Here is a 26,067-nt window from a genome sequence, read left to right as displayed (position 1 = left end):
GCTAGCCTCCCTGCATGGGCGAGAGGATTTCGATCCGGTCGCCGTCGCTCAACTGGAACTCCGCGCGGTTGGCTTTGTGTACGAGATCGCTGTTGACGGCGGTTGCTAGCCAATCGCCTTCGTAGTCGAGCGCTGCAAGCAATTCGGCCAGCGTGGTGGCGGCAATCTCATGCGCTTCGCCGTTGACCATCAGATTCATGTGCAAACTCCGCGGGTTTGTCGTGACCGAAGACAAGCTCGGCCGCCTGGCGCGCCATGGCTGGGGCGAGCAGAAAGCCATGGCGATAGAGGCCGTTGATCGCGACCGTGTTTCCGAGTGCCTCGATACGCGGCAGGTTGTCGGGAAAGGCGGGACGAACGCCGACACCAGCCTCGACGATCTCAGCTTCGGCGAATGCCGGGTGCAGCGCGCAGGCGGCGCTGAGCAACTCCATCATTGAACGCGCCGTGACCCGTCCGGTGGACTGGCTTTCGATCATCGTCGCACCGACCATGAAATTGTGGTAGGTGCGCGGCACCACGTAGAGCGGAAAGCGCGGATGCAGCAGCCTGACCGGGCGTGACAGCGAGACATCAAGCGTGCGCAGGATCAGCATTTCGCCGCGAATGCCGCGCAGCCTGTCATCGACGGCGGCCATTCCCGTGCAGTCGATCTGACGATCGAAGCCGGAAACATGCCGGGCGTCGGTGCCGAAGTGGAATTCGACACCCATGGCTGCAAGCTTGTCATGAAGTGCCGCCATCGCCTGGCGCGGGTCGAGATGAGCCTCATCGGGGAACAGCAACCCGCGCCGGAAGCGGCCTGCGAGGTCGGGCTCCAGGATCGCAATTTCGTCTTCATCGACACGCCGATGCCCTGACGTGCGACTGGCGAACCGGTCAAGCTCACCGGCATCACGCGGCGCGGCCACGACCAGCGTTCCGGCCCGTGTCACCTGACCCGGCAGTACCGCATCCCACCAGCCGGCGGCATCGCGTCCGAGATCCAGCACCGGCTGCTCGGCGCTTTCGCGTTCGCACCATGGCGCCAGCATGCCGCCGGCGAACCACGACGCATTGCCGTCAAGGCCAGGCCTTGTCTCGGCAACGGTTACAGCCGCGCCGCGTGTGGCGAACTCGAAGGCCGCGGTGAGGCCGGCGACCCCGGCCCCTTTGACCAGCACCCTCATGACGGCTCATGCGCCTCCGGCACCAGCGGTGCGCCGGTCTCGTCCGCCGGCACGTAGAGATCGCCGCCCCCGCGGTATTTCGCCGCCATCGCCGCCATGCCCTCTTTCTGTGCCTCGGCGCGAATGTCGTGGGAAATGCGCATGGAGCAGAATTTCGGTCCGCACATCGAGCAGAAATGTGCCACCTTATGCGCCTCCTTGGGCAAGGTCTGGTCGTGGAAGGACCGCGCGGTTTCGGGATCGAGCGACAGGTTGAACTGGTCCTCCCAGCGGAACTCGAAGCGCGCGCACGAAAGGGCATCATCCCTGACTTTCGCCGCCGGATGCCCCTTCGCCAGGTCGGCGGCATGGGCCGCGATCTTGTAGGTGATCACGCCGGTCTTGACGTCATTGCGGTCCGGAAGGCCGAGATGCTCCTTCGGCGTGACGTAGCAGAGCATGGCCGTGCCGAACCAGCCGATCATGGCGGCGCCGATGCCGGAGGTGATGTGGTCATAGCCCGGCGCTATGTCCGTCGTCAGCGGCCCCAGCGTGTAGAACGGCGCCTCGCCGCAGACAGCGAGCTGCTTGTCCATGTTCTGCTTGATCTTGTGCATAGGCACGTGGCCAGGGCCTTCGATCATCACTTGGCAATCTTTGGCCCAGGCGATCTTCGTCAATTCACCGAGCGTTTCCAGTTCGGCGAATTGCGCCGCGTCGTTGGCGTCGGCGATGGAGCCCGGACGAAGACCGTCGCCGAGCGAAAAGGACACGTCATAGGCGCGGCAGATGTCACAGATTTCCGCGAAATGCTCATAGAGGAAGCTTTCCCGGTGATGGTGCAGGCACCATTTGGCCATGATCGAGCCGCCGCGCGAGACGATGCCCGTGACTCGGTCAACGGTCAGCGGGATAAAGTGCAGCCGCACGCCGGCATGGATGGTGAAATAGTCGACGCCCTGTTCGGCCTGTTCGATCAGCGTGTCGCGGTACACCTCCCAACTCAGATCCTCGGCGATGCCGTTGACCTTTTCGAGCGCCTGATAGAGCGGCACCGTGCCGATCGGCACCGGCGAGTTGCGCACGATCCATTCGCGGATGTTGTGGATGTTGCGGCCGGTCGACAGGTCCATCACCGTATCGGCGCCCCAACGGATCGCCCAGACCATCTTTTCCACTTCCTCGGCCATCGACGAGGTGACCGCCGAGTTGCCGATATTGGCGTTGATCTTCACCAGGAAATTGCGGCCGATGATCATCGGCTCGCTCTCGGGATGATTGATGTTGGCGGGAATGATCGCGCGCCCGCGCGCCACCTCCTCGCGCACGAATTCCGGCGTGACAAAGTCGGGGATCGCCGCGCCGAAGGCTTCGCCGTCGCGCTCGATCTTGCCGCGCAGGATCTCGCGGCCGAGATTCTCGCGGATGGCGACGAACTCCATTTCTGGCGTGATGATGCCGGCGCGCGCATAGGCAAGCTGGGTCACGGCCTTGCCCGATTTGGCCTTCAGCGGCCGGTTACGGATTGGAAACTCCGGCGTCAGGCGTTCGCCCGTGACAAATCCATTGTCTTCGGGTCGGACATGGCGCCCGTCATAGGCTTCGACATCGCCGCGCGACACGATCCATTCGCGGCGAAGCCGGGCAAGGCCGGTTTCGATGCTGGTTTCGACAGTCGGGTCGGTATAGGGGCCTGAGGGATCGTAGACGGTGACGGGCGGCTCGCCGGCCGTCGGATGGACGGAGATCTCGCGCATCGGCACCCTGATCTGCGGGTGGATGGCACCGGGCTTGTGGATTTTCCGCGAGGCGGGCAATGGTCCCGTCGAGACGGCGGGGGTGAAGGCATTCATCTTGAGGCTCCTTTGCTCATGCATTGGAGACCCAGTTCTGTGCCGGAAGGATGAAAAGACGCTTCTGTTGACCTGCCGAAACAGGACCTCGGGCGTAAACTCCCGTAAGCGCTTGCACCGTCCCTACGCCAGTATGAACTGGATCAGGTTCAACGGGTCACTGCGCCGCGAAAGCAAGCAGTATCTCAGCCCCTTGCCGGGACTCCCCTGGTGAATGCCTCAAGTTTGAACGGGCCGGCGCTATTTTGTCAAGCGCATTCGGCCCGCAGCGGTGATCGGGGCGACCAAACAAACCCAGCGGAAAAGCATGGTAGTATCGAGAGCAAGTCACGCTCCAGAGGAGCGGTGAAGCGCCCCCAATAAGGCGAGCCCTCATGCGGATTCGGTGCCTTTTCCAGCACGGTGTTTTCGGGGCTTTCCGGAACGACGCTGCTGCCGCCCAGTTGGGTGAGATTGCTATAGATGTCTGGCTTGCTCGTCGTCGGCAATCCTTCCCCTTCGGCTAGACGCCCCAGAGCAGAACATGAAGCTGCGGCAGTACACGCGCCTCGAACCACCTGTCACGGGTCACCTTTTCAACCAGCCATTCCATGCGCCTCATCACACCGGCAAAGTCGATGAAACCGTCTTCGTTGCCGGGACGCGGCGGCGTGTGATTGCCGGGCTGCAGATAGACGGGTAATTGGGGGTAGCGCGCCGCGGCGTCTTTGGCATAGGCATAGTCATCTTCGTCGAAGACGACAAGCTTGAGCGCCATCTGCGGCTTAGCCTGCGCCGCCTCTAAGCAGGCGTCGAACGCGGCCCAATCTGTCGTCATTTCACTTGAGGGCGGCTTGGGGCTGAGTACCAGCACGTCGAGATCCGCGAACCATTGCTTAGACACCGAACCTTGGCTTTCCAATGCAAAACGGTAGCCCTCACCATGCCCGCGGTCGATCAAGTGGCCAAGCGGCTGGATGGCCGGATTGCCGCCCGATAGCGATACCATCACGGGCTGACCGCCGGAAAGTGCAATGACCTTTTGCCAAACCGCGTCGGGAGTCATCATCTCCCAATCATGGCGGAAGCGACGGTCCACCGCATGCAGGCTGTCGCACCAGGAACAGCGATAATCGCACCCGCCGGTTCTTACGAACACCGTCGGCAAGCCGATCAGCACGCCTTCGCCCTGAATGGTCGGCCCAAAAATCTCGCTCACCCGGATTCCGGGATGCAACGCGCAAGTCATGGCCGGTATTCCGCCCAGGTTTTCGGCGTCTCGCTCACCCGCACGGCGGAGGTTTCGGGTAGCCGCACCTTGCACCAGTCGTAAAAGTGCCTGGCCAGGTATTCCGCTGTGGCATGGTCATGCCCCAGCACGTCGTTAAGATGCCGATGGTCGAAGGTCCCATCGATGTAGTGCTTGAACGCCGCCAGATCTTGGTAGTCGCGCACAAAGCCGTGTTCGTCCAGTTCGCCACCCGAAAGCTCCACTACAACGATGTAGTTGTGGCCGTGCAGACGTGCGCACTGATGACCTGGTGGCAAGGAGGTGAGCTGATGCGAGGCCGAGAAGTGGAACTCTTTGGTAATGCGGAACATTACGCGCTCCTTGTCTGGATAGCGTGGAGCCAGAAGTCTGCGTCCTCATAATCTGTCGGGTCGGTGATGCCGGCCAGATCGAATGCTTCGCGCCGTTCGACGCATGTCCCGCAGCGACCGCAATGACGTGCACCGCCCTTGTAGCAGGACCACGTCGCCTCGAACGGTGTGGCGTACTTTGCCCCCTCGCTGACGATGTCGGCCTTCGAGATATTCACATACGGAGCGTACAGGCAGATATCGGCGTAGCCTGCGAGCGCATGGTTCTGCATCGTCTGAAAGGCGTCGATAAAAGCGGGCCGGCAATCGGGATAGATGAAATGATCTCCGCCGTGGACGGCAGTGGCCACCGCATCGGCCTTCTGCGCGGCGGCAACCCCGAAGGCGATGGCCAGCATGATAGCGTTCCTATTCGGCACCACCGTGATCCTCATGGAGTCTTCGGCATAGTGCCCGTCGGGCACGTCCACATTGTCAGTCAGCGCCGAGCCGCTCAGGTTCCGGCCAACATCGCGGATATCGACGATCTGGTGCGGAACACCCAGCCGTTTGGCGCAGATGGCGGCAAAGCCGAGTTCCTTTTTGTGCCTCTGGCCGTAATCGAACGAAAGCAGGCCAATGAGTTTCTGCTCGGTCGCCACCTTGTGAGCGAGCGAAACAGAGTCCAATCCGCCGGAGCAGATGACGAGGGCATTCATGGTTTGAGTCCTTGTTTTGACCGGGTAAGGCTGCGACCGGAGATTTCTCTGCGTTCCCACTACCCCACCGAGCCGGTTTTGTGAATGAGGTGGACCCGATTGAGCGCACGTACCTTGTTGTCAGGGTCCCCAAGATGACTTTGCACGCGACTTGTCGCGCATGTTCGACCGCTGAGGCGCTGAGTCCGCCACTGCGTATGTATGCGTATAGACGATGCAGAAGTCACTGCCGTGGCGCAGCAGCATTCCCGACACACCTTCGGCTTGTCCGGTTTGCTCCAGAACTTGACGTCCCGAGTTCGGCGATAACGCAAGGGTCGACCGGCAGTCCAGTGAAAGGCTTCTGCCGCGCGCTGGTCTGCGCATAGATCGCCTCGATCCGCCGCGCCTCGTCATTGGTCAGAGCGGGGAAAGGCGGCGGTGCGAGCAAGGAGGTCACGCGGCACGTCCCCTATGATTGCCGCCGCGTGCGGCGACAGTTCAAGGCCGATGATCTTTCGAGTGTCTTTGCGGAATACCAGAGGGCAGAACTCATGCGTGCCCAGGAGATTGTCCCTTATGCGGTAGCGCGAAGCGGTCTTCTCGGGTCCCGGACCACCGCAGCTCGGGATCGACAACCGGAACGTAGCGTCCGGCATCGGCGTCGGGCAGATCGAGACGCGCGCCCGTCAGCCATTCATAAGAAACCAGATGCGGCGGGCATAACTGCCGGTCGGGCTTTCAGGGACCAGCGCCTCGAGGCTACGGGCAACGCCATGGCGGTGGTGCGGGTTCTGTCGCCCTATGTCGGCCGGGTGATTGTCGCCAACCCGATGCAGGTGAAGGCGATCGCCCATGCCAGGATCAAGACCGACAAGATCGATGCCGGGGTTCTGGCGCAGCTCCATGCCAGCGGCTTTCTGCCGGAGGTCTGGGTTCCCGATGAGCAGACTGAGCGGCTTCGCCGCCTCGTCGCGCGGCGCAACCAGGTCGTGCGGCACCGCACGCGCGTGAAGAACGAGGTGCATGGCATCCTGCAGGCGCACCTCGTGCCGAAGTGCCCGCATGCCGATCTGTTCAACCGTCGGGGTCGCGCCTGGCTCGAGCAGCAGGTGCTCCCCGACGACGAGCGGGCTGCTATCGCCCGCCACATCCGCGAGATCGACCGCCTGGCCGAGCATCTGGCTGACCTCGATCGCGACATCGCCCGGGAAGCGGTTGATGATGTGCAAGTCCGGCGGCTTCAGACGATCACCGGCGTCAATGCAATCGTCGCGAGCGGTATCATGGCCGCCGTCGGCGACATCCGGCGGTTCCGCGAGCCGCAGAGGCTGGTGAGCTACTTCGGCCTCAATCCGCGTGTGCGCCAATCTGGTCTTGGCTTGGCGCAATATGGCCGGATCAGCAAACATGGGCGTTCCCATGCCCGCGCCAAGCTGGTCGAGGCCGCCTGGGCGGCGGCGAAGGCGCCCGGACCGCTCAGGGCCTTCTTCCTGCGCATCCGCAACAAGCGTGGCCATCAGGTCGCAGCCGTGGCGGTCGCCCGCAAGCTCGCGGTGTTGATCTGGCATTTGCTGACAAAGGAGCAGGACTGCTTCTGGGCTTGCCCGGCGCTGGTGGCGGCAAAGCAGAGGCAGCTCGCTCTTAAGGCTGGCGCGCCGGGGGAGCGCGGTGTCGGTCGCCGCGGTTCGGCTTACGCCTACAACGTGAAGGAGTTGCGAAACAGCGAGCAAGCCGCGGCCGAGAATGCCGAGCGTGCCTACGAGCTGATGGTTGGGCATTGGCGGCCACGCGGGCCGAAGCGGCGCACGGACGCCACAAAGGAGGACCGACTATAAGGCTGCGTGGCGGCACTCTCATCCCCTGCACCACTCTTTGCCACGTGATCATCCATGCCGGACAAATATAGCATAGGGAATGTGCCGGCACGACCGCCGTCTCGGTCCGCTCCAGACTGGCGCCGTGCTCGACGCCGTCAAGGCGTGGCCTTGAAACCTCGCAGCCGCCGTGCCGCCACCGCACCGGCCAGCCTTGACGGCGTCTCGACACGCTCGCACGGGAAATCCTGTGGGCCGGGACGAAGAAACAGGCTCACCTGAAGCCGAACAAAGCGAACAGGAGTCGAAAAAGCCAAAAAGCCGAAATCAGGTGTCGATGTCATCCGTCGAGTGCAGCTTGACGCGGTGCTCCCTGGGGAAGCTCATGTAGGCGAGCACGTCGTGCTCGGCCTCGTCCATGATGGCGGCGAGATTCGGCACCTTCGGGCGGATCTGGTCGGCGACGGCGCGCCACTGCAGGCTTGCCGCCTCGGCCGTCTCCTGGACGAAGGCGGTGGCGATGAAGGCCGAGACGACGCGGCGGCCGCTCTTGCCGGCATGGGCGAGCACGTTGCGGGCGAAATGCACCTTATGCCAATGTCGGCATAAGGTGCCATTGGACTAACCCGCTCCGCGATTGCGGAGCGGCAAGGAGGGTGTGTGCCGACGGCGTGGTGTTGATCACGTCGTCTGTCGCGCTGGTCATGTGTCCACAACAAGCTCCGACTGCGTCAGCATGGAGTGGCTGCTTGCAGCCCATTCCATCCGACAAAGGAGCTTGTCACGCCCTAACTTCGCCAGCGCATGAGCGAGGACATGGAGGTGCGCAACTTCGCGCTCAACACCCAGCTGTCGTATCTGCAACAGGTGTCGCTGTTCGCCCGCTATTTTAGCAAGTCGCCGGACTTGCTCGGGCGCGAGGACATTCGGACCTATCAGGTCTATTTGACCAACGAGAAGAAGCTGGCCCCCGGCTCGACCCACATCTCCATTGCGGCGCTGCGTTTTCTCTACAAAGTGACGCTCGAAAGGGACTGGGCGCTTGAAGAGGTCCTGCCGCTTCCCAAGAAGTCGCAAAAGCTGCCGATCATTCTCAGTCCCGAGGAATTTCAGCGGTTCCTCGGTTGCGTCCTCGACGTCAAACACCACGCCATCCTGACCACTTGCTATGCCGCCGGCTTGCGCATCTCGGAAGCGGTTCGGCTGAAGCCCGCGGGCATCGACAGCCAGAGAATGGTCATCCGCGTCGAGCAGGGCAAAGGCCAGAAGGACCGCTACGTGATGCTGTCGCCCAAGCTGCGAAGAAATCGATCAGGACGGGTCGTTCAGCGCAGCCAGCGCTTCTTGCCCCATTCCCAATGGGCGTCTTCGGCATTGACCTCAGCTAAAGTTTGAACAGAGGCCTTGGCTTCCCTACGACGCAACTCAAAAAAAGGTCGCCAGCGTGCTTCAATATGCTCGAGATTCGTGCTGTCCAGGCCATGATACAGATCTGCATCTTCGCATCCCCAACGAACCGATGGGCAAAGTGTCGTTCGATCCGTCTGAGCGGCCGGCGCGGACCGTCATGCGGAAGAAGCCTTCGAGCTCCGAAGAGCGCCGACGCGAACAAAACGAGCGCATAGCCGCTCGGATGGACTTGGAGAAGAGGATCGTCGGATGACGATGTTCGTTGAAGCCCGCGCTGCGCTCAGTGTGCGCGCCGCCTTCGATATGGCGGCCAAGATGCAATGTCCGGTGCTTGCGGTCGGTAAAGCCGAGCTCCGAAAGACTGTAGCACTCGGGTGGATAGCTGCCCAAACCGGAGCTGCCTGTTGTGAGGTTGCGTAGCATAGCAAGGCTATCAGGCCGATGCTGCAGATGCTGCACGACGCCTACGGCGTCCAAAAGGACAGCAAGTTCACATACGACCTTGCGACAGGATTGCATCAACTTTTTGGATGCCCGATACGGCGCGACGCGTGCGTTGCTGGTGGACGAATATCAGAACTTCACACCCGCCGTATTGCGAGAGCTGCTGCATCTTCAGGAGTACTGCGGTTTCGCTTTGCTGCTCGCTGGCAACACTCATCGTTTAGCGGGCACGAGGCGTGATACCCACGCTATGGATCAGCTCGAAAGCCGTATCGGCATGCGTTTCGAGATCGGGCAACCGACGCGGGAGGACTGCGTAAGGATCGGTGTCGAACAAAACGTTGATGGAGCCGACGCCTACGAAGCGATTGTCATCTATGGTGAGAACACCTCCCTTCGCGCGCTTTGCCACCTTCTCCAGAACTGCGCTGCCCTTACCAGCGGCATTGGGGGCATTCGTCTTCCCCGGAACGAGACCACGCTTTCGTGTGATGTCGTGCGGCAGCGATGCGTTAAGCTTTTGCACGAGCGCCGGCACGACCGGCTTAATTCCGGACAGCGACAGATAATTTCTGAACGGCACAACAGGGCCAGAATCTACTGCAGCGGCTGCTCCCAGGGCATGCCGGAGCCTGCTGGCGCGAGCTGGGACCGCGAGAACAAGCACGAGCGCGGCGGACCAAAGAAAGCTTCTTGCACAAGAATTAGCCCTTTCAAACTACTGAAGTTGCGGGAGCGTCAGTCGGGTGACGGCGTAACCGCCGCTGCCCTCTGACCACTGGACCATGGTTCGTCCGGTTTGACCAACCGACTGTTCCAGACCGGTCGGCTGAGTAGCCAGGTCGCCTGCCGCCATCGAGACCGGCAACTGCTACGCAGAAGGACGGAGCCGATGCCACACATCCATTTCGTAAATGTTTCTATCGAACAAATCGATTTCCCCAGTTGTCTGGTGAGGGATAGCAAGGTGCCAGGTGGGTGGGGCTGTATCAGAAGGAATGTTTGCGATGGAAACATTTATCCAGGGAGGCCCGAAGGGCGAAACCGTCTTCGGCAGCGACGGCGACGATAAGATACTTGGTTCCGGTGGCGGTGACTGGCTCGAAGGTCGTGGCGGCGTTGACTATATCTCGGCCGGCTATGGTAGTGACCGATCCATGGGCGGTGAGGGCAATGACAAAATCTTGGGCGAACAGGGCTTCGACCATCTCTCCGGCGACAACGGCCGCTACAAACCGCGCATCGTCGGTGAGGACAATGACTTTATCGACGGCGGTCCCAACGACGATTACATCTACGTGGGTGACGGCAAGGACTATCTGACAGGCGGGGCCGATAAGGACACTTTCGTGTTCCAGTTCTACGATCCAATTCCTGGGTGGGATGGTTCCGCCCCTTGGGAGCAGAAGCCTTGGCTGGGGTCGGGACCTGATGTGCCGATGTTCTCGGTGGACATCACTACTATCGAAGATTTCGATCCGAAGGAGGACACCTTCGCCTTCGACGCCGTAGGCCTCCTCAAAGATGGTTTTGGCGCAAACTTCATCAATCAATCCAGCTTAGAGTCTGGCAACGCGGTGAGCAGCTTCTTTAGCGGTGCGGCGTCGGCTGCGCATGGCGAGCACGCCGTGGTGATCACCGACGAAGCTTTCACCTCTGCGGCTGACGCCGCGAAGGCCATCTCCGGCGAAACCGTTGGCGACATCATCGTCTACTGCTCCGACGACGGCATAACGAGTCTGGCCTATGTGACCGCCGAAAACCAGGCGCGGGACTTCACCCATTTGGGCGGTGTGGACAGTTTGGCCGATCTGGCCAATCTGGGCCTGACAGCCTCGGACTTTACCTTCGTCTGATTCGGAAAGTCGATATGGGACCCGCCCCACACGTGGGGCGCTTCCTTTTCCACTACTTGCCGATGCCGTGGCGCAGCATGTCACCTTGATAAAGGGCTGCTGGTCGTAGACCGTCCTGAAGGTACACATTGAGGCGGTGAGGCTGTCCGGACCCCTGGCAGGAGCGGAGCACAATGGCTGATGAACGAGCCGGTGCGATCAGTGTCGCTCCTCCATTTGGCGAGCACTGCGCGTGCTGTGCCGACAATTAACGGAGGCATTCTCCTGAGCAAGTATCTCTCGAACATTTCAGTGTGGAGACCTTCCGGTCTGACTTCCACCATTGGGGGAATTTTGTTGATAAGCGGCGTGGTCAATGTGCTTGCGCTGACCTCGCCGCTGTTCATGCTGCAGGTCTATGACCGCGTTCTGGCAAGTCACAGCGTACCGACGCTGGTGGGGCTCGCCGTGCTTGCTGCTGGGCTTTATGCGTTCCAATGCCTGCTCGAAATTCTGCGCGCCCGCGTGCTGCTGCGGATCGGTGAGCGTTTCGATCGACAGTTTTCCGGACGCGTTCACGATGCTATCGTTCTGCTTCCGCTTTCAACGCGCATGCCGGGCGACGGCTTGCAGCCGCTTCGCGATCTCGACAATGTTCGCGGATTCCTAGGTGGAAAAGGTCCGACAGCCTTTTTTGATCTGCCATGGACTCCGCTTTATCTTGGCATTTGCTTCCTGTTTCATTTCTGGATCGGCATGACGGTGACTGTCGGAGCGGTCGTTCTGATATCTATGACATTTCTTACCAATGCTCTTTCCCAACGCCCGATACGCGATACAACAGCCCACAACATAGTACGTCATGGTCTTTTGGAAGCTGCACGCCGCAACGCCGAGGTCGTGCAGGCTCTCGGTCTCGGAAACCGAATCGCTGCCCGATGGCACCAAGCCAATGGCAAGTATCTGGCCGCCAACCGGAAAGCCGGGGACGTGGCAGGTGGGCTCGGCCGCATTTCAAGTTCGCTGCGCGTCATGCTGCAATCGGCCATCCTTGCCCTGGGAGCGTACCTTGTCATCAGGCAGGAGGCTACGGGCGGGGTCATGATTGCCAGCTCGATCATGATGGGGCGTGCGCTGGCTCCGGTCGAGCTGGCCACTGCAAGCTGGAAGTCCTTCCTCATGGCGCGCCAGAGTTGGGCGCGGCTGGAGGACCTCCTGGCAAAGATCCCTGAAAGTGCTCCTGTCATGCCTATGCCTGCACCTGAACGCGAACTGCGCGTCGAGGGCGTGACAATCGTTCCCCCCGGCGAAAGCAAGCCGAGTGTGACCGGCCTTGCGTTTGCTGTTCAGGCTGGAAGCGCACTGGGCGTCATCGGCGCATCGGGTTCCGGCAAGTCGACGCTCTCACGTGCTATTGTCGGCGCATGGCCGCCGGCCGCCGGAAAGGTTCGCATCGACGGGGCAAGCCTCGATCAATGGGATCGGGAAGCACTAGGCCGTCATATCGGATATCTGCCGCAAGGCGTTGAACTGTTCGACGGCACCATTGCCGAAAACATCGCTCGTTTTGAAGACAGTCCTGATCCTGAGGCTATTGTCGCCGCGGCAAAGGCCGCAGGGACCCACGAGCTCATCCTCCGATTTGAGTACGGTTACGAAACTCCGATCGGTGAGGCCGGATCAGCACTTTCCGCCGGGCAGCGTCAGCGCATCGGTCTTGCCCGTGCTCTCTACCGCGACCCTTTCCTTGTCGTGCTCGATGAACCTAATGCCAATCTCGATGCGGAAGGCGAGGCCGCTGTCATTGAGGCGATCGCCTCCGTGCGCGAGCGGAAGGGAATTGCGGTTGTCGTCGCCCATCGGCGGAGCGCCCTGCGTGCAGTGGATTACGTGTTGACTATGGACGGTGGGCGGCAGAGGGCCTTCGGTCCGCGTGATGAAGCGCTGTCCAAGGTCCTGAAAGGGGCAGCGACGGCACCAGGCATGCGTCATGGCGCACCAAGTCCTCACACGATGAAAGGGGAGTGCTGATATGGTGGCCCCGATGTCCGGCATTTATCAGAGCAATGACGTTTCCAGCTCCATTCGCCATCACCTGTTAGTGGGCCTTGTGGCCAGCGGGATCGTTGTCGGCGGAGCCGGAGCCTGGGCGGCCGTCACGAATCTTTCCGGTGCAGTTGTCGCATCCGGACACTTTGTTGTCGATTCCCATGTGAAGAAGGTGCAGCACCCAACCGGCGGGGTCGTGGCAGAAATCCTAGTGCGCGAAGGTGATAGAGTGAAAGCCGGCGACGTCGTCATCCGGCTCGATGCCACCAAGACGCGCGTCAATCTCGCCGTCGTCACCAAGCGGCTCGATGAGCTGGCCGCCCGGTTGGCACGACTGGAAGCTGAGCGTGACGATCTGGCGGAGATCGCCTTCCCCCACTGGCTGCTCGCTCGCGGAGATGGTGCGGCAATACATAACGAAACGCGGCTGTTCGAATTTCGTAGACAATCCCGCGAAGGAAAACAGGCTCAGCTAGCGGAGCGCATTGCTCAATATCAGCACGAGATCGAGGGGGGCAAGGAGCAGGAAATTGCCTACGAGAAAGGCATCGAGATTCTCCAAAAGGAAATTGCTGCCCTCACTGGGCTGCGCGAACAAGGCATTGTCTCGGACCAACGCTTGAATAGCCTAAAGACGCAGGTTGCCACTTTCGGCGGCGAACGCGGTGAGAAGATTGCCTATCAGGCACAGACGGCAGGCCGCATAACTGAAACGCGCCTGCAGATCCTGCAGGTCGATCAGGATCTCAAGACGGAAGTCGGCCAAGAGCTCAGAGAGGTTCAGGCGCAGATAGGGGAATATGTTGAGCGCAAGGTGGCGGCTGAAGACGAACTGCGACGAATCGATATTGTCGCGCCTCAGTCAGGCATCGTTCAACAACTCGCAGTTCATACGGTCGGCGGAGTGATCGCGCCCGCCGATCCGATCATGCTAATTGTGCCCGAAGGCGACGATCTGACGCTAGAAGTGCGGATCAACCCGAAGGACATCGACCAAATCCAGCTCCTTCACAAGGCTGTGCTGCGGATGTCAGCCTTCAATCGGAGAACCACGCCCGAATTGAATGGATATGTAAGCCGGATCGCAGCCGATCTGGTGACGGACGAAAAAAGCGGCAGTTCCTATTACCTGGTGAGTCTCTCAATCCCGCATGCGGAACTGACGAAACTCAAGGACCTGACGCTCGTGCCCGGCATGCCGGCCGAAGCGATGGTCCAGACGGGCGAGCGTACGGCGCTTTCCTATCTTGTGAAGCCGCTGGCCGACCAAATCAGTCGCGCATTCCGCGAGCAGTAGAGTGCGATCCCTTCCACCCCGCCAAGACACAACACAGGAGAAAGACACATGGCACTAGTCAGTAGCAGAGAATTCAACGATCACGTTTGCGATGGGACGCCCTATGGGGACCTGATCCTCGACAGCCAGAACAGGGACGATCTGCACAGGCCGCGCGACTGGGTGCAGGGCAGCCCCGAGGCCGACGTGTTCCTCGGTGGCGACGGCACTGATTTCGTGAAAGCCGGTGGAGGCAACGATTTTGTGCGGGGCGGTGACGGCCGCGATATTTTGTTCGGCGAGGAGGGCAATGACAGCGTCCATGGTGACGGGGGCGACGATCAGCTGTACGGGGGGTTCAACAATGACTATCTGTACGGCGACGGGGGCAATGACTTGCTCGACGGTGGCAGGGGTGACGATCATCTGTTGGGCGGTGGGGGCAGCGACAAGTTTGTCTTCGAAGCCCAGAGCGGCAACGATATCGTGTGGGACTTCGAGGCGGGGCACGACATGCTGCGGATCAATGGAGCTATGACTAATGGCACTTATCCCACCGTCGAAGAACTTGCCGGTCGCGCCCATCAGGTTGGCCAGGACACGGTCGTTGAACTCGAAGCGGGTAATACGATCACGCTCTCCAACGTGAGTGCTGACGACGTTCACGCGCACGCGAACCTTTATTTCTTCGTCTAGGTGTTCAGTCCCGAGGTCAAGTGGACCGGATCGATCCGGAAGCGATCTGGCTGTTTGGCCCATGCCGTGCAATAGCTTCGTAAGGTGTAAGGCCATGAAGGGTCTTGAGCCGCCTGGCGAAGTTGTAGCCATCGAGCGAGGCGGCAAGGTGATTTCAAGTTGCCGGTGGGGCGGAAACCGGCAGGATCGGGTACTGCCGCACGAACGGTGGCTGCAATGATCGGACCTACACCGGGGATTGCCGTCAGGCGGCGAGCGCTGTCGTCTTTTCTGTAAAAGCTTTAACTTTATCTGACAGACGGTGTCCTAGGTTGAAGCTTGAGCCGAGGCCGGGCGCGGGCCCGGCCTCGGCGTTTGAAAGGACACTAACATGACCAAGGACCAAAAGATCATCCGCGCCAAGGTGGGGCTGCTGGAGCTGGCCAAACAGCTCGGCAATGTCAGCCAGGCCTGCAAGATGATGGACTATTCGCGCGACAGCTTCTGCCGCTTCAAGGAGCTTTACGAGACCGGCGGCGAACTGGCGCTGCAGGAACTGACGCGCAGGAAGCTGTTGGCCAACCGCACGCCACCACAGATCGAGGCGATCATCATCGAACCGACGCTGGAATATCCCGCCTATGGCCAGACCCGCATCGCCAACGAAATGCGCAAGCTCGGCCACTCGGTCTCGCCGTCGGGCGTGCGCGGGGTGTGGCAGCGTCACGATCTGGAGACGATGAAGAAGCGGCTGAGGCGCTGGAGGCGAAGGTCGCCCAACACGGCATCGTGCTCACCGAGAGCCAATTGGCGGCGCTGGAAAAGGCCAGGCTGGACAAGGGGGCGCATGGTGAGTTCGAGAGTGAATGCCAGGGCTATTGCGGCGGCCAGAACACCTTCTATGTCGGCAACATGAAGGGGGTCGGGCGCATCTATCAGCAAACCTTCCTCGACACCTATTCGAAGGTCGCCTTCGCCAAGCTCTATGACCGCAAGACGCCGATCACCGCCGCCGATCTCCTCAACGACCGCATGGTGCCGTTCTTCGATGCCCACGAAGTGAAGCTAAGCCGGGTGCTGACCGGGGTGACCGCGTGGCGAAGAGCGGGATCAGAGGTGAGTGTCCCGCCGCGCAGCCTTTATCGTCGCACCTCATTTGCGGCATCCGTGCGCACCTTCTTCGGACCTCGCGGGTTCCAGCCGGCAACGAAGCGGGCATAGGCGCCCTCGGCTTGCTCAACCCAGCGCCGCTCTTCATCTCGATGGCTTTTAATGTTGTAGGCGTGCGCGGTTCCCTTTTGGCCGCGCGCAGCGTTGCCTCCAGCTTTGAGTTCCATGTCGCGCAACTTCTTGGCGTGCAGGGACGGGCGCGCCCAGGCATAGCTCTCCCCCTTCGTCAACAGATGCCAGATCACGACGGCGAGTTTGCGTGCGGTTGCCACGGCCGCGACATGCTGCCCGCGACGGGCTCGCACCCGCAGGAAGAAGGCACGCAGTGGCCCCGGTGCGCGTGCTGCCGCCCAAGCTGCTTCAACGAGCATGCCGCGGGCATGTCCGCGACCCTGCTTGGTGATCCGTCCGTGGTAGGCGGGGCCTGGCCCTGATTGCCTGACGCTCGGATTCAGGCCAAGATAGCTCACAAGTTTCCGCGGTTCGTCGAAGCGTGACACGTCGCCGATCGCGGCCTTCATTGCCAGCGCGACCGTCATGTCGACGCCGGGAATGGTCATCAGCCGCTTCACGCCTTCATCATCGAAAGCCGAGCGGGCAAGATCGCGCTCGATAACCTGGAGGTCGTCGCCCAACCGGTCGAACTCGCGCAGATGCCGATCGATCGCGAGGCGCTCGTCTTCTGGCACGATCTGCTCGCCCAACCACGACCGGCCTTTGGCGCCGCGTCACCTGCCGGCGCAACGCCTGTGTTGGCTCGTCCGGGATCCAGAGTTCTGGCAGGAAGCCGCTGGCATAGAGCTGCGCCAGAACGCCGGCATCGATCGTGTCCGTCTTGATCTTGGCATAGGCGATGATGCGCACCTGCTTCGGGTTTGCGATCACGACTTTCTTCACGTGCAGCGCGACAACCGCGGCGGCAGAGGACGCGTTGCCGGTAGCCTCGATCACCACAATGTCGCTCGGCGCCAGCTTTGCGGCAAACGCCTCCAGCAGGTCGCGCCGCATGTCGACACGGCCCAGCTGCCTGAGCCTGCCGTCCTCCCATGCCACGCCTCGGCGAAAGCGCGGTGGATATCCAGTCCGATGATGCACATGCCTGTTGCCTCCTTTCTGGCTCGGCCAAAGAACGGGAACTGGCGGGCAACACGACATCTACTGATCCGCGCTCGCAGCGCATCCGGGAAAGTCGCGGGGGGCGGCCATGTAACGAGCTCGGGCTCTCAGCCCACGGTCTAAGGACGGCCTGCCCGCACTTTCGTGCTCCCGGTGCCCCACGTCCCGGATGGGCTCACCATAAGGCCGTTCCAAACAAAGAAACAGCAGGACGAATAGGCACCGCAGGTCACATACCGGATAATGGAGTCGTTGAACGCTTCCACAACGGTGCTGGACGAGTTCTACCGGGTCGCCTTCAGGAAGAAGATCTATGGCTCGATCGAGGAACTGCAGGCCGATTTGGACGAATGGGTCAGAAGTTACAATGAGGAGCGCCCACATCAGGGCCGCTGGTGCTTCGGCAAGACGCCGATGCAGACCTTCCTTGACACGCCCCCTTGACACGGCCCCGCTGGCGAAAGAGAAAATGATCGCTGCCTGATCCCATCGGACAGGCAAAACGGACCACTCTCAGACGCTAACTGTCCGATCAAGTGCAAACTTCTACATCTTTTCTCACTGTCTGCGGATTCCGACGAAGTCGGCCATGCATTCCGATTTGAAGCCGGCCGGGTATTCCAATCTGAAGCCGGCCACCCTTGGCGTCATTTCGCATGGGTCTGGAGGATGATGTTTCGGGAAGAGGCGCAGGTCAAGTGGCGGGCTGGTCGAGATCAGCGCGCTTGGCTTTTCGCAAGCTCTCGCCGGTGAGTTCGATGCGGTAGGCGTTATGCACGAGCCGGTCGAGAATAGCGTCGGCGATGGTTGGACTGCCGATGATCTCGTACCAATGATCGACCGGCATCTGGCTGGTGACGATGATGGAGCGAGCCTCGTAGCGGTCCTCCACGATCTCGAGCAGATCGCGGCGCTGATCGGCGTTGAGGGGTTCCGGTCCCCAATCGTCCAGAATGAGCAGATCGAGGCGAGCAAGCGAACGCAACGTCCTGGCGTAACGGCCATCGCCGCGGGCGGTGGCCAGGGCGGTGAACAATCGCGGCACGCGATGATAGGCGACGGCCAGATCGTCACGGCATGCCCGATGGCCAAGGGCTGAAGCAAGCCAACTTTTGCCGACGCCGCAGGGCCCCGTAATGAGTAAATTGTGCCTGGCGCGGATCCAGTCGCCGGTGGCAAGCTTGAGGAAGAGAGAACGATCCAGGCCTCGAACGGCACGGTAATCGACATCCTCGACGGTGGCGGTGTGGCGTAACTTTGCCGTGCGCGCTCGGCGCTCGAAGCGCAGTTGCTGGCGCAGCGTCTTCTCCTGTTCGAGCAGCAGGGCGAGCCATTCTGCATGGTCGAGGGTACGGGCCTCGGGCTGGGCGTTGAGATCGATGAAGCCCTTGGCCATGCCATTAAGGCCAAGGATGTGCAGAAGATCGAGCGTGGGATGAGTGAGCATAGTCAGTCCTTTCAAGGGCTTGTCAGTGGAAGTAGCCGGGGCCGCGCAGATTGGGGTGAACGATCACTGTCTCTTCCGCGGCAGGTTTGCTTGCCGTCTTGTTGGCAAGGATGGATGCGATGGCTTTGTAGGTGAGCGCTCCGATGGCGATGGCCCGCTCGGCAATGGCTTCGGCGCGCTCACGGTCGATGTCCTTGAACAGGCGCAGCACGCCCACACAGGAGCGGAAGCCCTGTTCGGGATGAGGCTTGTTGGCCAGGATGGCGATCACCAGCCCTTCGGTCTGTGGTCCGATCGAGCGTCCCCAGCGCCGGAAGCGGTCTGGCGACCAGTCGGCATAACGGCGATGGGAGCTGGGCATATGATCGGGATCGGTGCCATGCCGGCGCCCGCCATGGCGACGCTGATGGGCACCGACGCGTTGACCTTGGTAAAAGATCTCGATCGTCCTGGCGGTGGCGCGGATGTCGACCTGCTTGCGGATCAGGCCGTAGGGGACCGAATAGAAGAAGCTGTCGAACTCGACATGATAATCGATCGACACGCGCGCGAGCCGCCACTCGGCGAACTGGTAGTCCTCCGGCGGCAAGGCAGCGAGGGCGGGTTGCTCGATCGTCTCGAAGACATGGCGCCGGCTGACGCCCAATCGGCGCATGACATGGGCGTTCAGGCGCTCCAGCACTTCCAGGATCGCGGCGTTCGCTTCGGCCAGGGAGAAGAAGGTCTGCCGGCGCAGCCGCCCAAGAATATAGGTCTGGGCGAAGCGGACTCCAGCTTCAACTTTCGCTTTATCCCGGGCCCTATAGGGACGTGCTGGCAGGATTCCGACACCGTAGTGCGACGCCATCATGCCATAGGAACGGTTGATCTCGGGGTCGTAGAAACAGGCCTTGTTGACGCCAGACTTCAGATTGTCGGGCACCACAAGGCGGGGCACGCCGCCAAAGAAGCGGAACATATGGACATGGGCCGGGATCCAGTCCGGCAGGGCTTGGGTCCAGCTTGCTTCGGCGTAGGTGTAGTTCGAGGCTCCCAGCACTGCGACGAAGATCTCCGCATCCCGCACCTCGCCGGTGTCTGGATTGATGATGGCGATCTTCTTGCCGGAGTAATCGACGAAGACCTTATCGCCGGCGACATGGTCCTGGCGCATCGTCGGCGACAGGCGCCGCTCGAACTCGCGGAACAGGTCACAAAAGCGACTGTAACCGTAGCCGTCAGGACGAACTTCGCGATATTCCTCCCACAGCACCATCAGATTGACGCCCGGCCGCTTCAGCTCGCAAGCTAGCGTGGCCCAATCCGGTTCGGCGCGTCGGCGCAGCCCGGGTTTGCTGCCGGCATGACCGAAAAGCCGCTGCTCCAAGACAGCGTCGGTCAGCTCGGCAGGCAGAGGCCAGCTCAAGCCGGCCTTTGCCGCCCGTTGCAGATTATCCTGGATCGTACTGCGCGCCGCCCCGAGCGTGCGCCCGATCTCCCGGGCGCTGACACCGTCACGGGCAAGCCGCAGCATCTGTCGGATTTGTCTCATGGTCAGTTCTCTCTTGGCGGGCATCAGCCATTCCTCGTTGATAACGAGGGGCCTCATGCCCGAGGGCCGGCTTCACGTCGGAATGGTGGCCGGCTTCAAATCGGAACGGTGGCCGGCTTCGCGTCGGAATACCCCGCCGGCTTCGGTCGGAATCCGCACACTGTCGCGAGAATCTCCCTATCCAGCCTCTCAATACGTTCTGATACCGCTTCGATCTGTTCGACCAACTCCGCCAACGCCATTCGTGCAGCGCCCGGCAACCTAGTGTCACTCTCGTCGCGCACGATGGTGGCAAGCTTGATGATTCCGACCAGCCCGGTCGCCCTGACAATCCCTTGATTTCGCTCACCGCTGATAATTTCCATTTTCCCCGCCCTTCTGACGGGCGCAAAACGGTGTCCTTCGATTGGGTGCCGGTCCGCTATCGAAGCGTTATTTCGATTCTCAAGAACCCGTTCTACGCAGGGGTCTACGTCTATGGTAAAAGTGAGAAGCGAACAGAGATTGTCGATGGCCGGGCTCGTAAAAGCTACGGACACAGCAAGCCTTTCGCAACGTGGGACGTGCTGCTCCGGGATCATCATGAAGGCTATATCGATTGGGATGAGTTTGAAAGAAACCAGCGCCTTATCGCCGTCAATGCCTTTGGTCAAAAAGGCGGAATCAAGTCCGGTCGTGGAGGTCGAGCGTTGCTCGCAGGCCTGCTCACCTGCGGCCGGTGTGGAAGACGGTTGGGCGTTGTCTATTCGGGACGCCCTCCAGGCCACCCTTATTACCGCTGCGAACGTATCAACCAGATGTTCGCCAAACCGCGATGCATGACTTTGGCGCTTCCCGCATCGACCCTGCGATCGGCAAGGAGATACTGAGGGCCGTAACGCCCATGGCGATCGAGGCGGCGATGGAAGCTGACCGAATGCATCGGGATAATCTGGAAGAACGGCATCGCATGATGGAGCTGGACTTGTAGCAAGCGCGCTACGAGGCATCTCTCGCAGAACGTCGTTATGCCGCTTGCGACCCTGATACCGGCTGATCGCTGCTCAGCTTGAGAAGAGCTGGGAAGCAGCGCTCAGGCGCGTGGAAACGTGTGAAGCGGCTCTAATCCAAGCCCGACAAGTCGAACATGCAACCCCAACTCCCGATTTCGCCGGCATTGCCACCGACCTGGAGGCCGCCTGGCGCGCGCCTAATGTCGATATGCGTTGCCGTCAGCAACTCCTTTGCACTGTTGTGTCCGATATCATTGCTGATGTTGATGACGAGAAGCGCGAAGTCCTTCAGGATCGCGGCCGATACGGGAACACCACTCCCGGCGATTGAAGCGGTGCATGGCAACGACGTGGTGGATCAGGTAGCGGTGAATGCGGCCGTTTCCGTCCTCGAACTGATGGATGTAGACAAAGCCGAAGGCGAAGATTGCGGCGGCGACGACTGCATCAAGGTTTTGCGCTGGGCCTTGATAAAACGCACCTCCAGAACAACTTTCCTGGACTGAAGGCGTCGCAAGGCAAGACATTGTCGGCGCTGATCGTCGTCCCAGCTGATCCAAGCATCGGTTCCTGCTTCTTGGGTCTAGCGCCCTAGGCGACGCCATGGTCGGCGAGCGCTCTGGCTGACCTTAATCCAAATACCTAAGAATCACAGGGTTCCATTGCGCTGATCGAGACGGCCATCTAGCCCTATCCATGCCATGGATGCATTCCATCCAAACAACCAAGTTTACGGATCTGTCATGATGCTGCATAGCGAAATACCGGCAGGCACCGATCGATCACTCCACTGCCTCGATCATTAGATGAGCGCGCCAAAAGATTCCAATAGAAGGAGAACTGTGGATGTCCCCGTGCCAGTGGATGCCCTGCTGTTCGGCGGAACTCTGAGGGGTCCTTGCGCCACACCGTGTTGTAGAGACCGCATATCTGAACCGCAGGTGGCTGAGAGCGATGGCCCTTGCATTAGAAAGTACTAGCCCATTGCAACATGACCCCACCCTGCCTGTCCACTAGCAAAGCGAAATCATGAAATTCGGGTCAAGCGGCGTTCGAGGTTTGGCTTCGGAATTGGTCGGCAAGGCCAGCGGACTTTATGCCGAAGCTTTCGCTTGGCGTTTGATTTCCAGCCGGGTTCAGCCGAGTAGCTCGGTCTTCGTAGGCCGCGACCTACGTGACAGCAGTCAGGCGATAGCCAACAATTGCATGGCGGCGTTGGCCGCAAATGGTTTCCAGCCGATCGATTGCGGCACCATACCTACGCCTGCGCTGGCACTATATGCATGCAAACACGGCGCGGCGGCTCTTATGGTAACCGGGTCGCACATTCCAGCCGATCGCAATGGCATCAAGTTCTATGGCCCGAATGGTGAAGTCAGCAAGGCGGATGAGGCCGCGATTACGCGCTTTGTAGCCGAAAGATCAGTTGCGTATTGCTTACCAACGGCTTGTCTGGGAACGACGTGGCCTATGCACCGTGAAGAAGCGATCGCCTCTTATCGAGAGCGCGCCCATAATATGCTGGAGCCGGGCTCACTTTCCGGCATGAGACTTGGTGTCTATCAGCACAGTTCGGTCGCGGCGGAACTGTTGGTACAGGTTCTTCGATCGCTCGGTGCCAGCGTGGTCGCCGTCGGGAAAACCGGGACCTTCGTACCTGTCGATACCGAGGCCGTGGACGCAGCAACAATCGCGAAATTGAAGAAGTGGGTCCGCGAATTCGGTCTCGATGCCATCGTGTCGACCGATGCGGACGCTGATCGGCCACTCATCGCTGATGAAAATGGCGATCTTCTTCGCGGCGACCTGGTTGGGCTTGCAACGGCTCTTTTCCTGAAGGCAGACACGATCGTGACGCCAGTGACCTCCAATTCGGGAATTTCGAAGGCCTTTGGTTTCGCGGTCCAGAGGACGAAAGTCGGGTCTCCATTCGTCATTGAAGCAATGGAAGCATTACACGGCGCCGGCGGCGTCATCGTCGGCTTTGAGGCCAATGGTGGTGTTCTGCTGGGCTCGGATTGTGTGCTGAATGGGAAGACATTGACTGCACTGCCGACGCGGGACTCATTCCTCCCGATTCTGGCCGTCCTCAGTACGGTGGCATCGACAAAAAAGAAGCTGTCGCGACTGCGCGGGCTTTGGAATCTTCCTGTGTGCGCCAGTGACCGGCTTCAGAACTTCCCCTCGGAAAGTTCACGCAGATTGATGGATCATCTCGCAAGCTGGAACGCACTGCAGCACTTTCTTGCCTCGTTCGGGACCGTCGCCGAAGTTGACGAAACCGATGGCCTCAGGGCGCGGATGCATACGGGCGAGATCATACATCTGCGGCCTTCCGGCAATGCCCCGGAACTGCGCTGCTACTCGGAAGCTTCGACCGAGAGCAGGGCCATCGCAATCGTCGCCTCGACGCTGCAAAGGGCACAGGCATTCGCGCTTACAGACGAGATAGAGGACCTTTGATGAAAGTGGTTCCGGTCATCATCAGCGGTGGAGCTGGTTCGCGGCTCTGGCCGGCCTCAAGGCAATCGCACCCCAAACCTTTCCTGAAGGTGGCGGATGGACATTCGCTCATCCAGCACACCGTGTTACGCGCCGCTTCGATACCGGACGTCGTAGAGCTTGTTACCGTGACGTCCACGGGGCACCTCTTCCTTACAAAAGACGTCTTCGACGAACTGGATTCCGTGGTTTTGCCACGCACCTTTCTGCTTGAGCCTGAGGGTCGGGATACCGCCGCCGCCATCGCTGCGGCAACCGTCCATACCAAGGCAACACAGGGTCCCGATGCTGTTCTGTGCATTTTTCCCGCCGACCACATGATTGGTGACCTGCCAGCATTTCAAACCGCCATGAGCCGGGCAATCGAACAGGCGCAGCAGGGGCGTATCGCAACCTTGGGCATAACCCCGGATAGGCCAGACACCGCATTCGGCTACATCGAGGCCGAGGGTGAGAAAGTTGTCCGGTTCGTCGAGAAACCGAACGCCGAGACTGCCAAATCTTATGTCGCGTCCAAACGTTTCTTCTGGAACGCTGGCATCTTCTGCTTCAAGGCGCAGGTCATGCTCGACGAAATGGCTGCGCATTGCCCGGAGGTGATCGATGCCGTTCTCGACAGCTATGATAACGCTCGCGTCAGCCACGGCGAACATGTTGCCAGCGTCGAACTCGCATCTGAGCACTTCGCCATGGCGCCGCGTATTTCACTCGACCGAGCGGTGATGGAAAAAACACACAATCTCTCCGTCGTTCCCTGCGAAATGGGGTGGAACGACATTGGATCTTGGAACGCAATGGCCGAACTGGTCCCCGCTGACGGGAGCGGCAACAGGATTCGCGGCGATGTCCACGTGGTCGACACCGTGGGCAGTTACATAAGCTCGGACAAACGCGTCATCGGCACCGTCGGCATCAGCGACCTGGTGATCGTGGATTCCCCAGATGCATTGCTTGTTGCATCCCGCGATCGCGTCCAGGACGTCAAGAAACTCTTCGAGGCCCTCAAGGCTGCGGGACATGAAGCGCACTTGCTTCACAGTACCGTGCACCGGCCCTGGGGCACCTACACGGTTCTGGAGGAAAGCGAGCGCTTCAAGATCAAGCGCATCGAGGTGAAGCCGGGCGGACGCTTGAGCCTGCAGATGCACCATCACCGCTCCGAGCACTGGGTCGTGGTCAGCGGCACTGCGAAAATAGTCAACGGCGACCAGGAGCTACTCCTGACAACTAATCAATCTACCTATATCCCTTGCGGCCACAAACACCGGCTCGAAAACCCCGGCAATATCGGACTGGTGATGATCGAGGTCCAAAGCGGCGAGTATCTCGGCGAAGATGACATCGTGCGGCTTGAGGACGTATACGGTCGAACCTGATAGTCCAACGTCACATGCCCTACGGTGGCTGGCAGACCGAACCTGCGTCGGCATGTGGGCTGTCAGGCGACCGCCGGCTAAGCAAGGCGAGGCAAACCAGAACAGGTTTTATGAGTATGGCTGGTGAGCGATGTCGCAACGACAGGCTGGCCGAATTGTTGAGACGGCAGTTTTCCGGCGAGATTGTCAGACGACGCTTGTGCATCCGCTGCACCCGCTGCAACGGCATGCGCTGCTACAGCCGCTCGAGTTGCGGAAGGTGATCGGCAATATCAGTTGATCAGGTGCGCGATAAGGTTCGTTGCCATGTACGGCAGGCGCGACATGAGCGGCCTGGCACTCTGACGGGTAGGCCAGCATGCGCCAGGCCCGATTGGCGGAGTCGGAAGAGAAACGCGGCATCGGCTGACGAAGATAATACGCTCCTGCGCGCCGGTGACGGACCGGGGCCATTAGGCGTAGGGGCATCGCTATCGCCATGCCACGTAAACAATCCTATTCGGGCTGGGCAGATGGACGGTAATTCCAGCTTTCGACGGCGTTGACTTCGTCGATGCAGACCGGCCCCGATGCACCGCAGTCCTCGCATTTCATCACAACGCGCGCCTCGTCCGTCTCATATGGCCTAACCTCGCAGCTTGTGCAGAACGGGCAAGGGATCGCTTTCATCGTGACGAACCTTCCTGATGGCCTCGGGCGGTTTCGCCGAAACCTTTCGGCTAAGCCGCTCGACTTCACAAGCGCTGATCGTTGTGCCGTAGTTCGGCGCCACCATCGGGTAGGATATTTTGTCCACATGCCCTCGTACGGGCCGGTGTGCCGGTGCTACTGTTCGCTCCGATTCTCTCGGAACTTTGTGATCCATTCATCGTGCACGGCTTTGGCAAAGTGATGCGCATCTCGGTCGCGACTTATGTTTGTTCATAATGGCCGCGGCGCGCCACGTCTCGGATCGTTTCCATTCTCTAAGCGGCGCGTGAACCGGATAAATTCCCACTCGCGCTCAAATTCGGCAGGCACCCCTGCGTATTTTCGCTTTAGGTCTTTTGTTCCCAAGTTCTTGTTGGCTTCCTTGCGACCCACCAACGCGGCTAGGCGGTTCTCACTATCCACAGATCTGGCCTCTCGTGCGGGTTACATCCGTGTCGCCCAGCATGAGGCCGATCTT

The 26,067-nt window shown here is 60.5% G+C and carries 17 protein-coding genes, 9 pseudogenes and 1 riboswitch; of the genes and pseudogenes, 12 read left to right on the top strand and 14 right to left on the bottom strand.

Features of this window, described 5'->3' with window-relative positions:
- Position 1: 1 nt before the first annotated feature.
- The 6 genes from thiS to queC all read right to left on the bottom strand — a co-directional run bounded on the left by thiS (position 2) and on the right by queC (position 5,280).
- Positions 2-199: a sulfur carrier protein ThiS gene (thiS, locus tag EB233_RS30890; protein ID WP_064987264.1), complete on the bottom strand. Its 198-nt coding sequence runs from the start codon at positions 197-199 to the stop codon at positions 2-4.
- Positions 168-1,169 (bottom strand): glycine oxidase ThiO, encoded by a 1,002-nt coding sequence (gene thiO / locus EB233_RS30885; protein ID WP_064987263.1) that lies wholly within the window; start codon positions 1,167-1,169, stop codon positions 168-170. The genes thiS and thiO overlap by 32 nt, the downstream gene beginning before the upstream one ends.
- On the bottom strand, positions 1,166-3,001 hold the full coding sequence (thiC, locus tag EB233_RS30880; protein WP_064987276.1) for a phosphomethylpyrimidine synthase ThiC: 1,836 nt from the start codon (positions 2,999-3,001) through the stop codon (positions 1,166-1,168). Before thiC ends, thiO begins: the two co-directional genes overlap by 4 nt.
- A gap of 102 nt (positions 3,002-3,103) precedes the next feature.
- Positions 3,104-3,220, bottom strand: a riboswitch (TPP riboswitch).
- 283 nt (positions 3,221-3,503) lie between these two features.
- A complete protein-coding gene (queE, locus tag EB233_RS30875) occupies positions 3,504-4,229 on the bottom strand; it encodes a 7-carboxy-7-deazaguanine synthase QueE (RefSeq protein WP_064987262.1) in 726 nt (241 codons plus the stop codon).
- Positions 4,226-4,582 carry a 6-carboxytetrahydropterin synthase QueD gene (gene queD / locus EB233_RS30870; protein ID WP_019863217.1) on the bottom strand — a complete coding sequence of 119 codons (357 nt, stop codon included), beginning with the start codon at positions 4,580-4,582 and terminating at the stop codon, positions 4,226-4,228. The genes queE and queD overlap by 4 nt, the downstream gene beginning before the upstream one ends.
- On the bottom strand, positions 4,582-5,280 hold the full coding sequence (gene queC, locus EB233_RS30865; RefSeq protein ID WP_019863218.1) for a 7-cyano-7-deazaguanine synthase QueC: 699 nt from the start codon (positions 5,278-5,280) through the stop codon (positions 4,582-4,584). The genes queD and queC overlap by 1 nt, the downstream gene beginning before the upstream one ends.
- 734 nt (positions 5,281-6,014) lie before the next feature.
- On the opposite strand from queC, the pseudogene EB233_RS30860 reads away from it, so the two are divergent.
- Positions 6,015-7,097, top strand: a pseudogene (locus tag EB233_RS30860) (IS110 family RNA-guided transposase); the annotation flags it as partial.
- A gap of 312 nt (positions 7,098-7,409) precedes the next feature.
- Here the strand turns inward: EB233_RS30860 and EB233_RS30855 are convergent.
- Positions 7,410-7,667: pseudogene (locus EB233_RS30855) on the bottom strand (transposase); the annotation flags it as partial.
- A 213-nt stretch (positions 7,668-7,880) separates the two neighbouring features.
- Between EB233_RS30855 and EB233_RS30850 the strand changes: the two are divergent.
- The 6 genes and pseudogenes from EB233_RS30850 to EB233_RS32260 form a co-directional block, all read left to right on the top strand.
- A pseudogene (locus tag EB233_RS30850) lies at positions 7,881-8,375 on the top strand (tyrosine-type recombinase/integrase); the annotation flags it as partial.
- 667 nt (positions 8,376-9,042) lie between these two features.
- The gene (locus EB233_RS32075) at positions 9,043-9,705 is read left to right on the top strand and encodes a TniB family NTP-binding protein (protein ID WP_246298418.1); all 663 of its coding nucleotides are present in this window, start codon (positions 9,043-9,045) and stop codon (positions 9,703-9,705) included.
- A gap of 232 nt (positions 9,706-9,937) precedes the next feature.
- Positions 9,938-10,786, top strand: a complete 849-nt coding sequence (locus EB233_RS30840; RefSeq protein WP_064990661.1) for a calcium-binding protein — start codon at positions 9,938-9,940, stop codon at positions 10,784-10,786.
- A gap of 180 nt (positions 10,787-10,966) precedes the next feature.
- Positions 10,967-12,796: a type I secretion system permease/ATPase gene (locus EB233_RS30835; protein WP_244277722.1), complete on the top strand. Its 1,830-nt coding sequence runs from the start codon at positions 10,967-10,969 to the stop codon at positions 12,794-12,796.
- Between the two features lie 13 nt (positions 12,797-12,809).
- Complete coding sequence (locus tag EB233_RS30830; RefSeq protein ID WP_064987235.1) at positions 12,810-14,111, top strand: HlyD family type I secretion periplasmic adaptor subunit; 1,302 nt, start codon at positions 12,810-12,812, stop codon at positions 14,109-14,111.
- A 48-nt stretch (positions 14,112-14,159) separates the two neighbouring features.
- Positions 14,160-14,786 carry a calcium-binding protein gene (locus EB233_RS32260; protein WP_064987232.1) on the top strand — a complete coding sequence of 209 codons (627 nt, stop codon included), beginning with the start codon at positions 14,160-14,162 and terminating at the stop codon, positions 14,784-14,786.
- Here EB233_RS32260 and EB233_RS30820 read toward each other — a convergent pair.
- Positions 14,783-14,937: pseudogene (locus EB233_RS30820) on the bottom strand (IS481 family transposase); the annotation flags it as partial. The gene EB233_RS32260 and the pseudogene EB233_RS30820 sit on opposite strands and share 4 nt — an antisense overlap.
- Before the next feature lie 19 nt (positions 14,938-14,956).
- Positions 14,957-15,058: pseudogene (locus tag EB233_RS30815) on the bottom strand (transposase); the annotation flags it as partial.
- A gap of 98 nt (positions 15,059-15,156) precedes the next feature.
- Here EB233_RS30815 and EB233_RS30810 point away from each other — a divergent pair.
- Positions 15,157-15,848 (top strand): annotated as a pseudogene (locus tag EB233_RS30810) (helix-turn-helix domain-containing protein); the annotation flags it as partial.
- 56 nt (positions 15,849-15,904) lie between these two features.
- On the opposite strand, the pseudogene EB233_RS30805 reads toward EB233_RS30810, so the two are convergent.
- Positions 15,905-17,032: pseudogene (locus tag EB233_RS30805) on the bottom strand (IS110 family transposase).
- A 261-nt stretch (positions 17,033-17,293) separates the two neighbouring features.
- Here EB233_RS30805 and EB233_RS30800 point away from each other — a divergent pair.
- Positions 17,294-17,495 (top strand): annotated as a pseudogene (locus tag EB233_RS30800) (integrase core domain-containing protein); the annotation flags it as partial.
- A gap of 250 nt (positions 17,496-17,745) precedes the next feature.
- Here EB233_RS30800 and istB read toward each other — a convergent pair.
- From istB to EB233_RS32060, 3 genes are all read right to left on the bottom strand, one after another.
- A complete protein-coding gene (istB, locus tag EB233_RS30795) occupies positions 17,746-18,498 on the bottom strand; it encodes an IS21-like element helper ATPase IstB (protein ID WP_064987230.1) in 753 nt (250 codons plus the stop codon).
- Between the two features lie 22 nt (positions 18,499-18,520).
- Positions 18,521-20,029, bottom strand: coding sequence for an IS21 family transposase (gene istA, locus EB233_RS30790; RefSeq protein WP_155765405.1), 1,509 nt, complete (start codon positions 20,027-20,029; stop codon positions 18,521-18,523).
- A 95-nt stretch (positions 20,030-20,124) separates the two neighbouring features.
- Complete coding sequence (locus tag EB233_RS32060) at positions 20,125-20,394, bottom strand: hypothetical protein (protein WP_081288656.1); 270 nt, start codon at positions 20,392-20,394, stop codon at positions 20,125-20,127.
- Here EB233_RS32060 and EB233_RS30780 point away from each other — a divergent pair.
- Positions 20,365-21,352 (top strand): annotated as a pseudogene (locus EB233_RS30780) (recombinase family protein); the annotation flags it as partial. The gene EB233_RS32060 and the pseudogene EB233_RS30780 sit on opposite strands and share 30 nt — an antisense overlap.
- On the opposite strand, the gene EB233_RS32415 reads toward EB233_RS30780, so the two are convergent.
- Positions 21,273-21,548, bottom strand: coding sequence for a Fic family protein (locus tag EB233_RS32415; protein WP_425487742.1), 276 nt, complete (start codon positions 21,546-21,548; stop codon positions 21,273-21,275). The pseudogene EB233_RS30780 and the gene EB233_RS32415 sit on opposite strands and share 80 nt — an antisense overlap.
- Before the next feature lie 502 nt (positions 21,549-22,050).
- Between EB233_RS32415 and EB233_RS30770 the strand changes: the two genes are divergently transcribed.
- Together EB233_RS30770 and EB233_RS30765 are read left to right on the top strand one after the other, a co-directional pair.
- Positions 22,051-23,484, top strand: a complete 1,434-nt coding sequence (locus EB233_RS30770; RefSeq protein WP_064987227.1) for a phosphomannomutase — start codon at positions 22,051-22,053, stop codon at positions 23,482-23,484.
- Positions 23,484-24,899: a mannose-1-phosphate guanylyltransferase/mannose-6-phosphate isomerase gene (locus EB233_RS30765; RefSeq protein ID WP_064987226.1), complete on the top strand. Its 1,416-nt coding sequence runs from the start codon at positions 23,484-23,486 to the stop codon at positions 24,897-24,899. The genes EB233_RS30770 and EB233_RS30765 overlap by 1 nt, the downstream gene beginning before the upstream one ends.
- Positions 24,900-26,067 lie beyond the last annotated feature (1,168 nt).

The organism is Mesorhizobium erdmanii (assembly GCF_013170725.1).
GTDB lineage: Bacteria > Pseudomonadota > Alphaproteobacteria > Rhizobiales > Rhizobiaceae > Mesorhizobium > Mesorhizobium erdmanii.
This window is presented reverse-complemented; position numbering and strand designations above follow the sequence as displayed.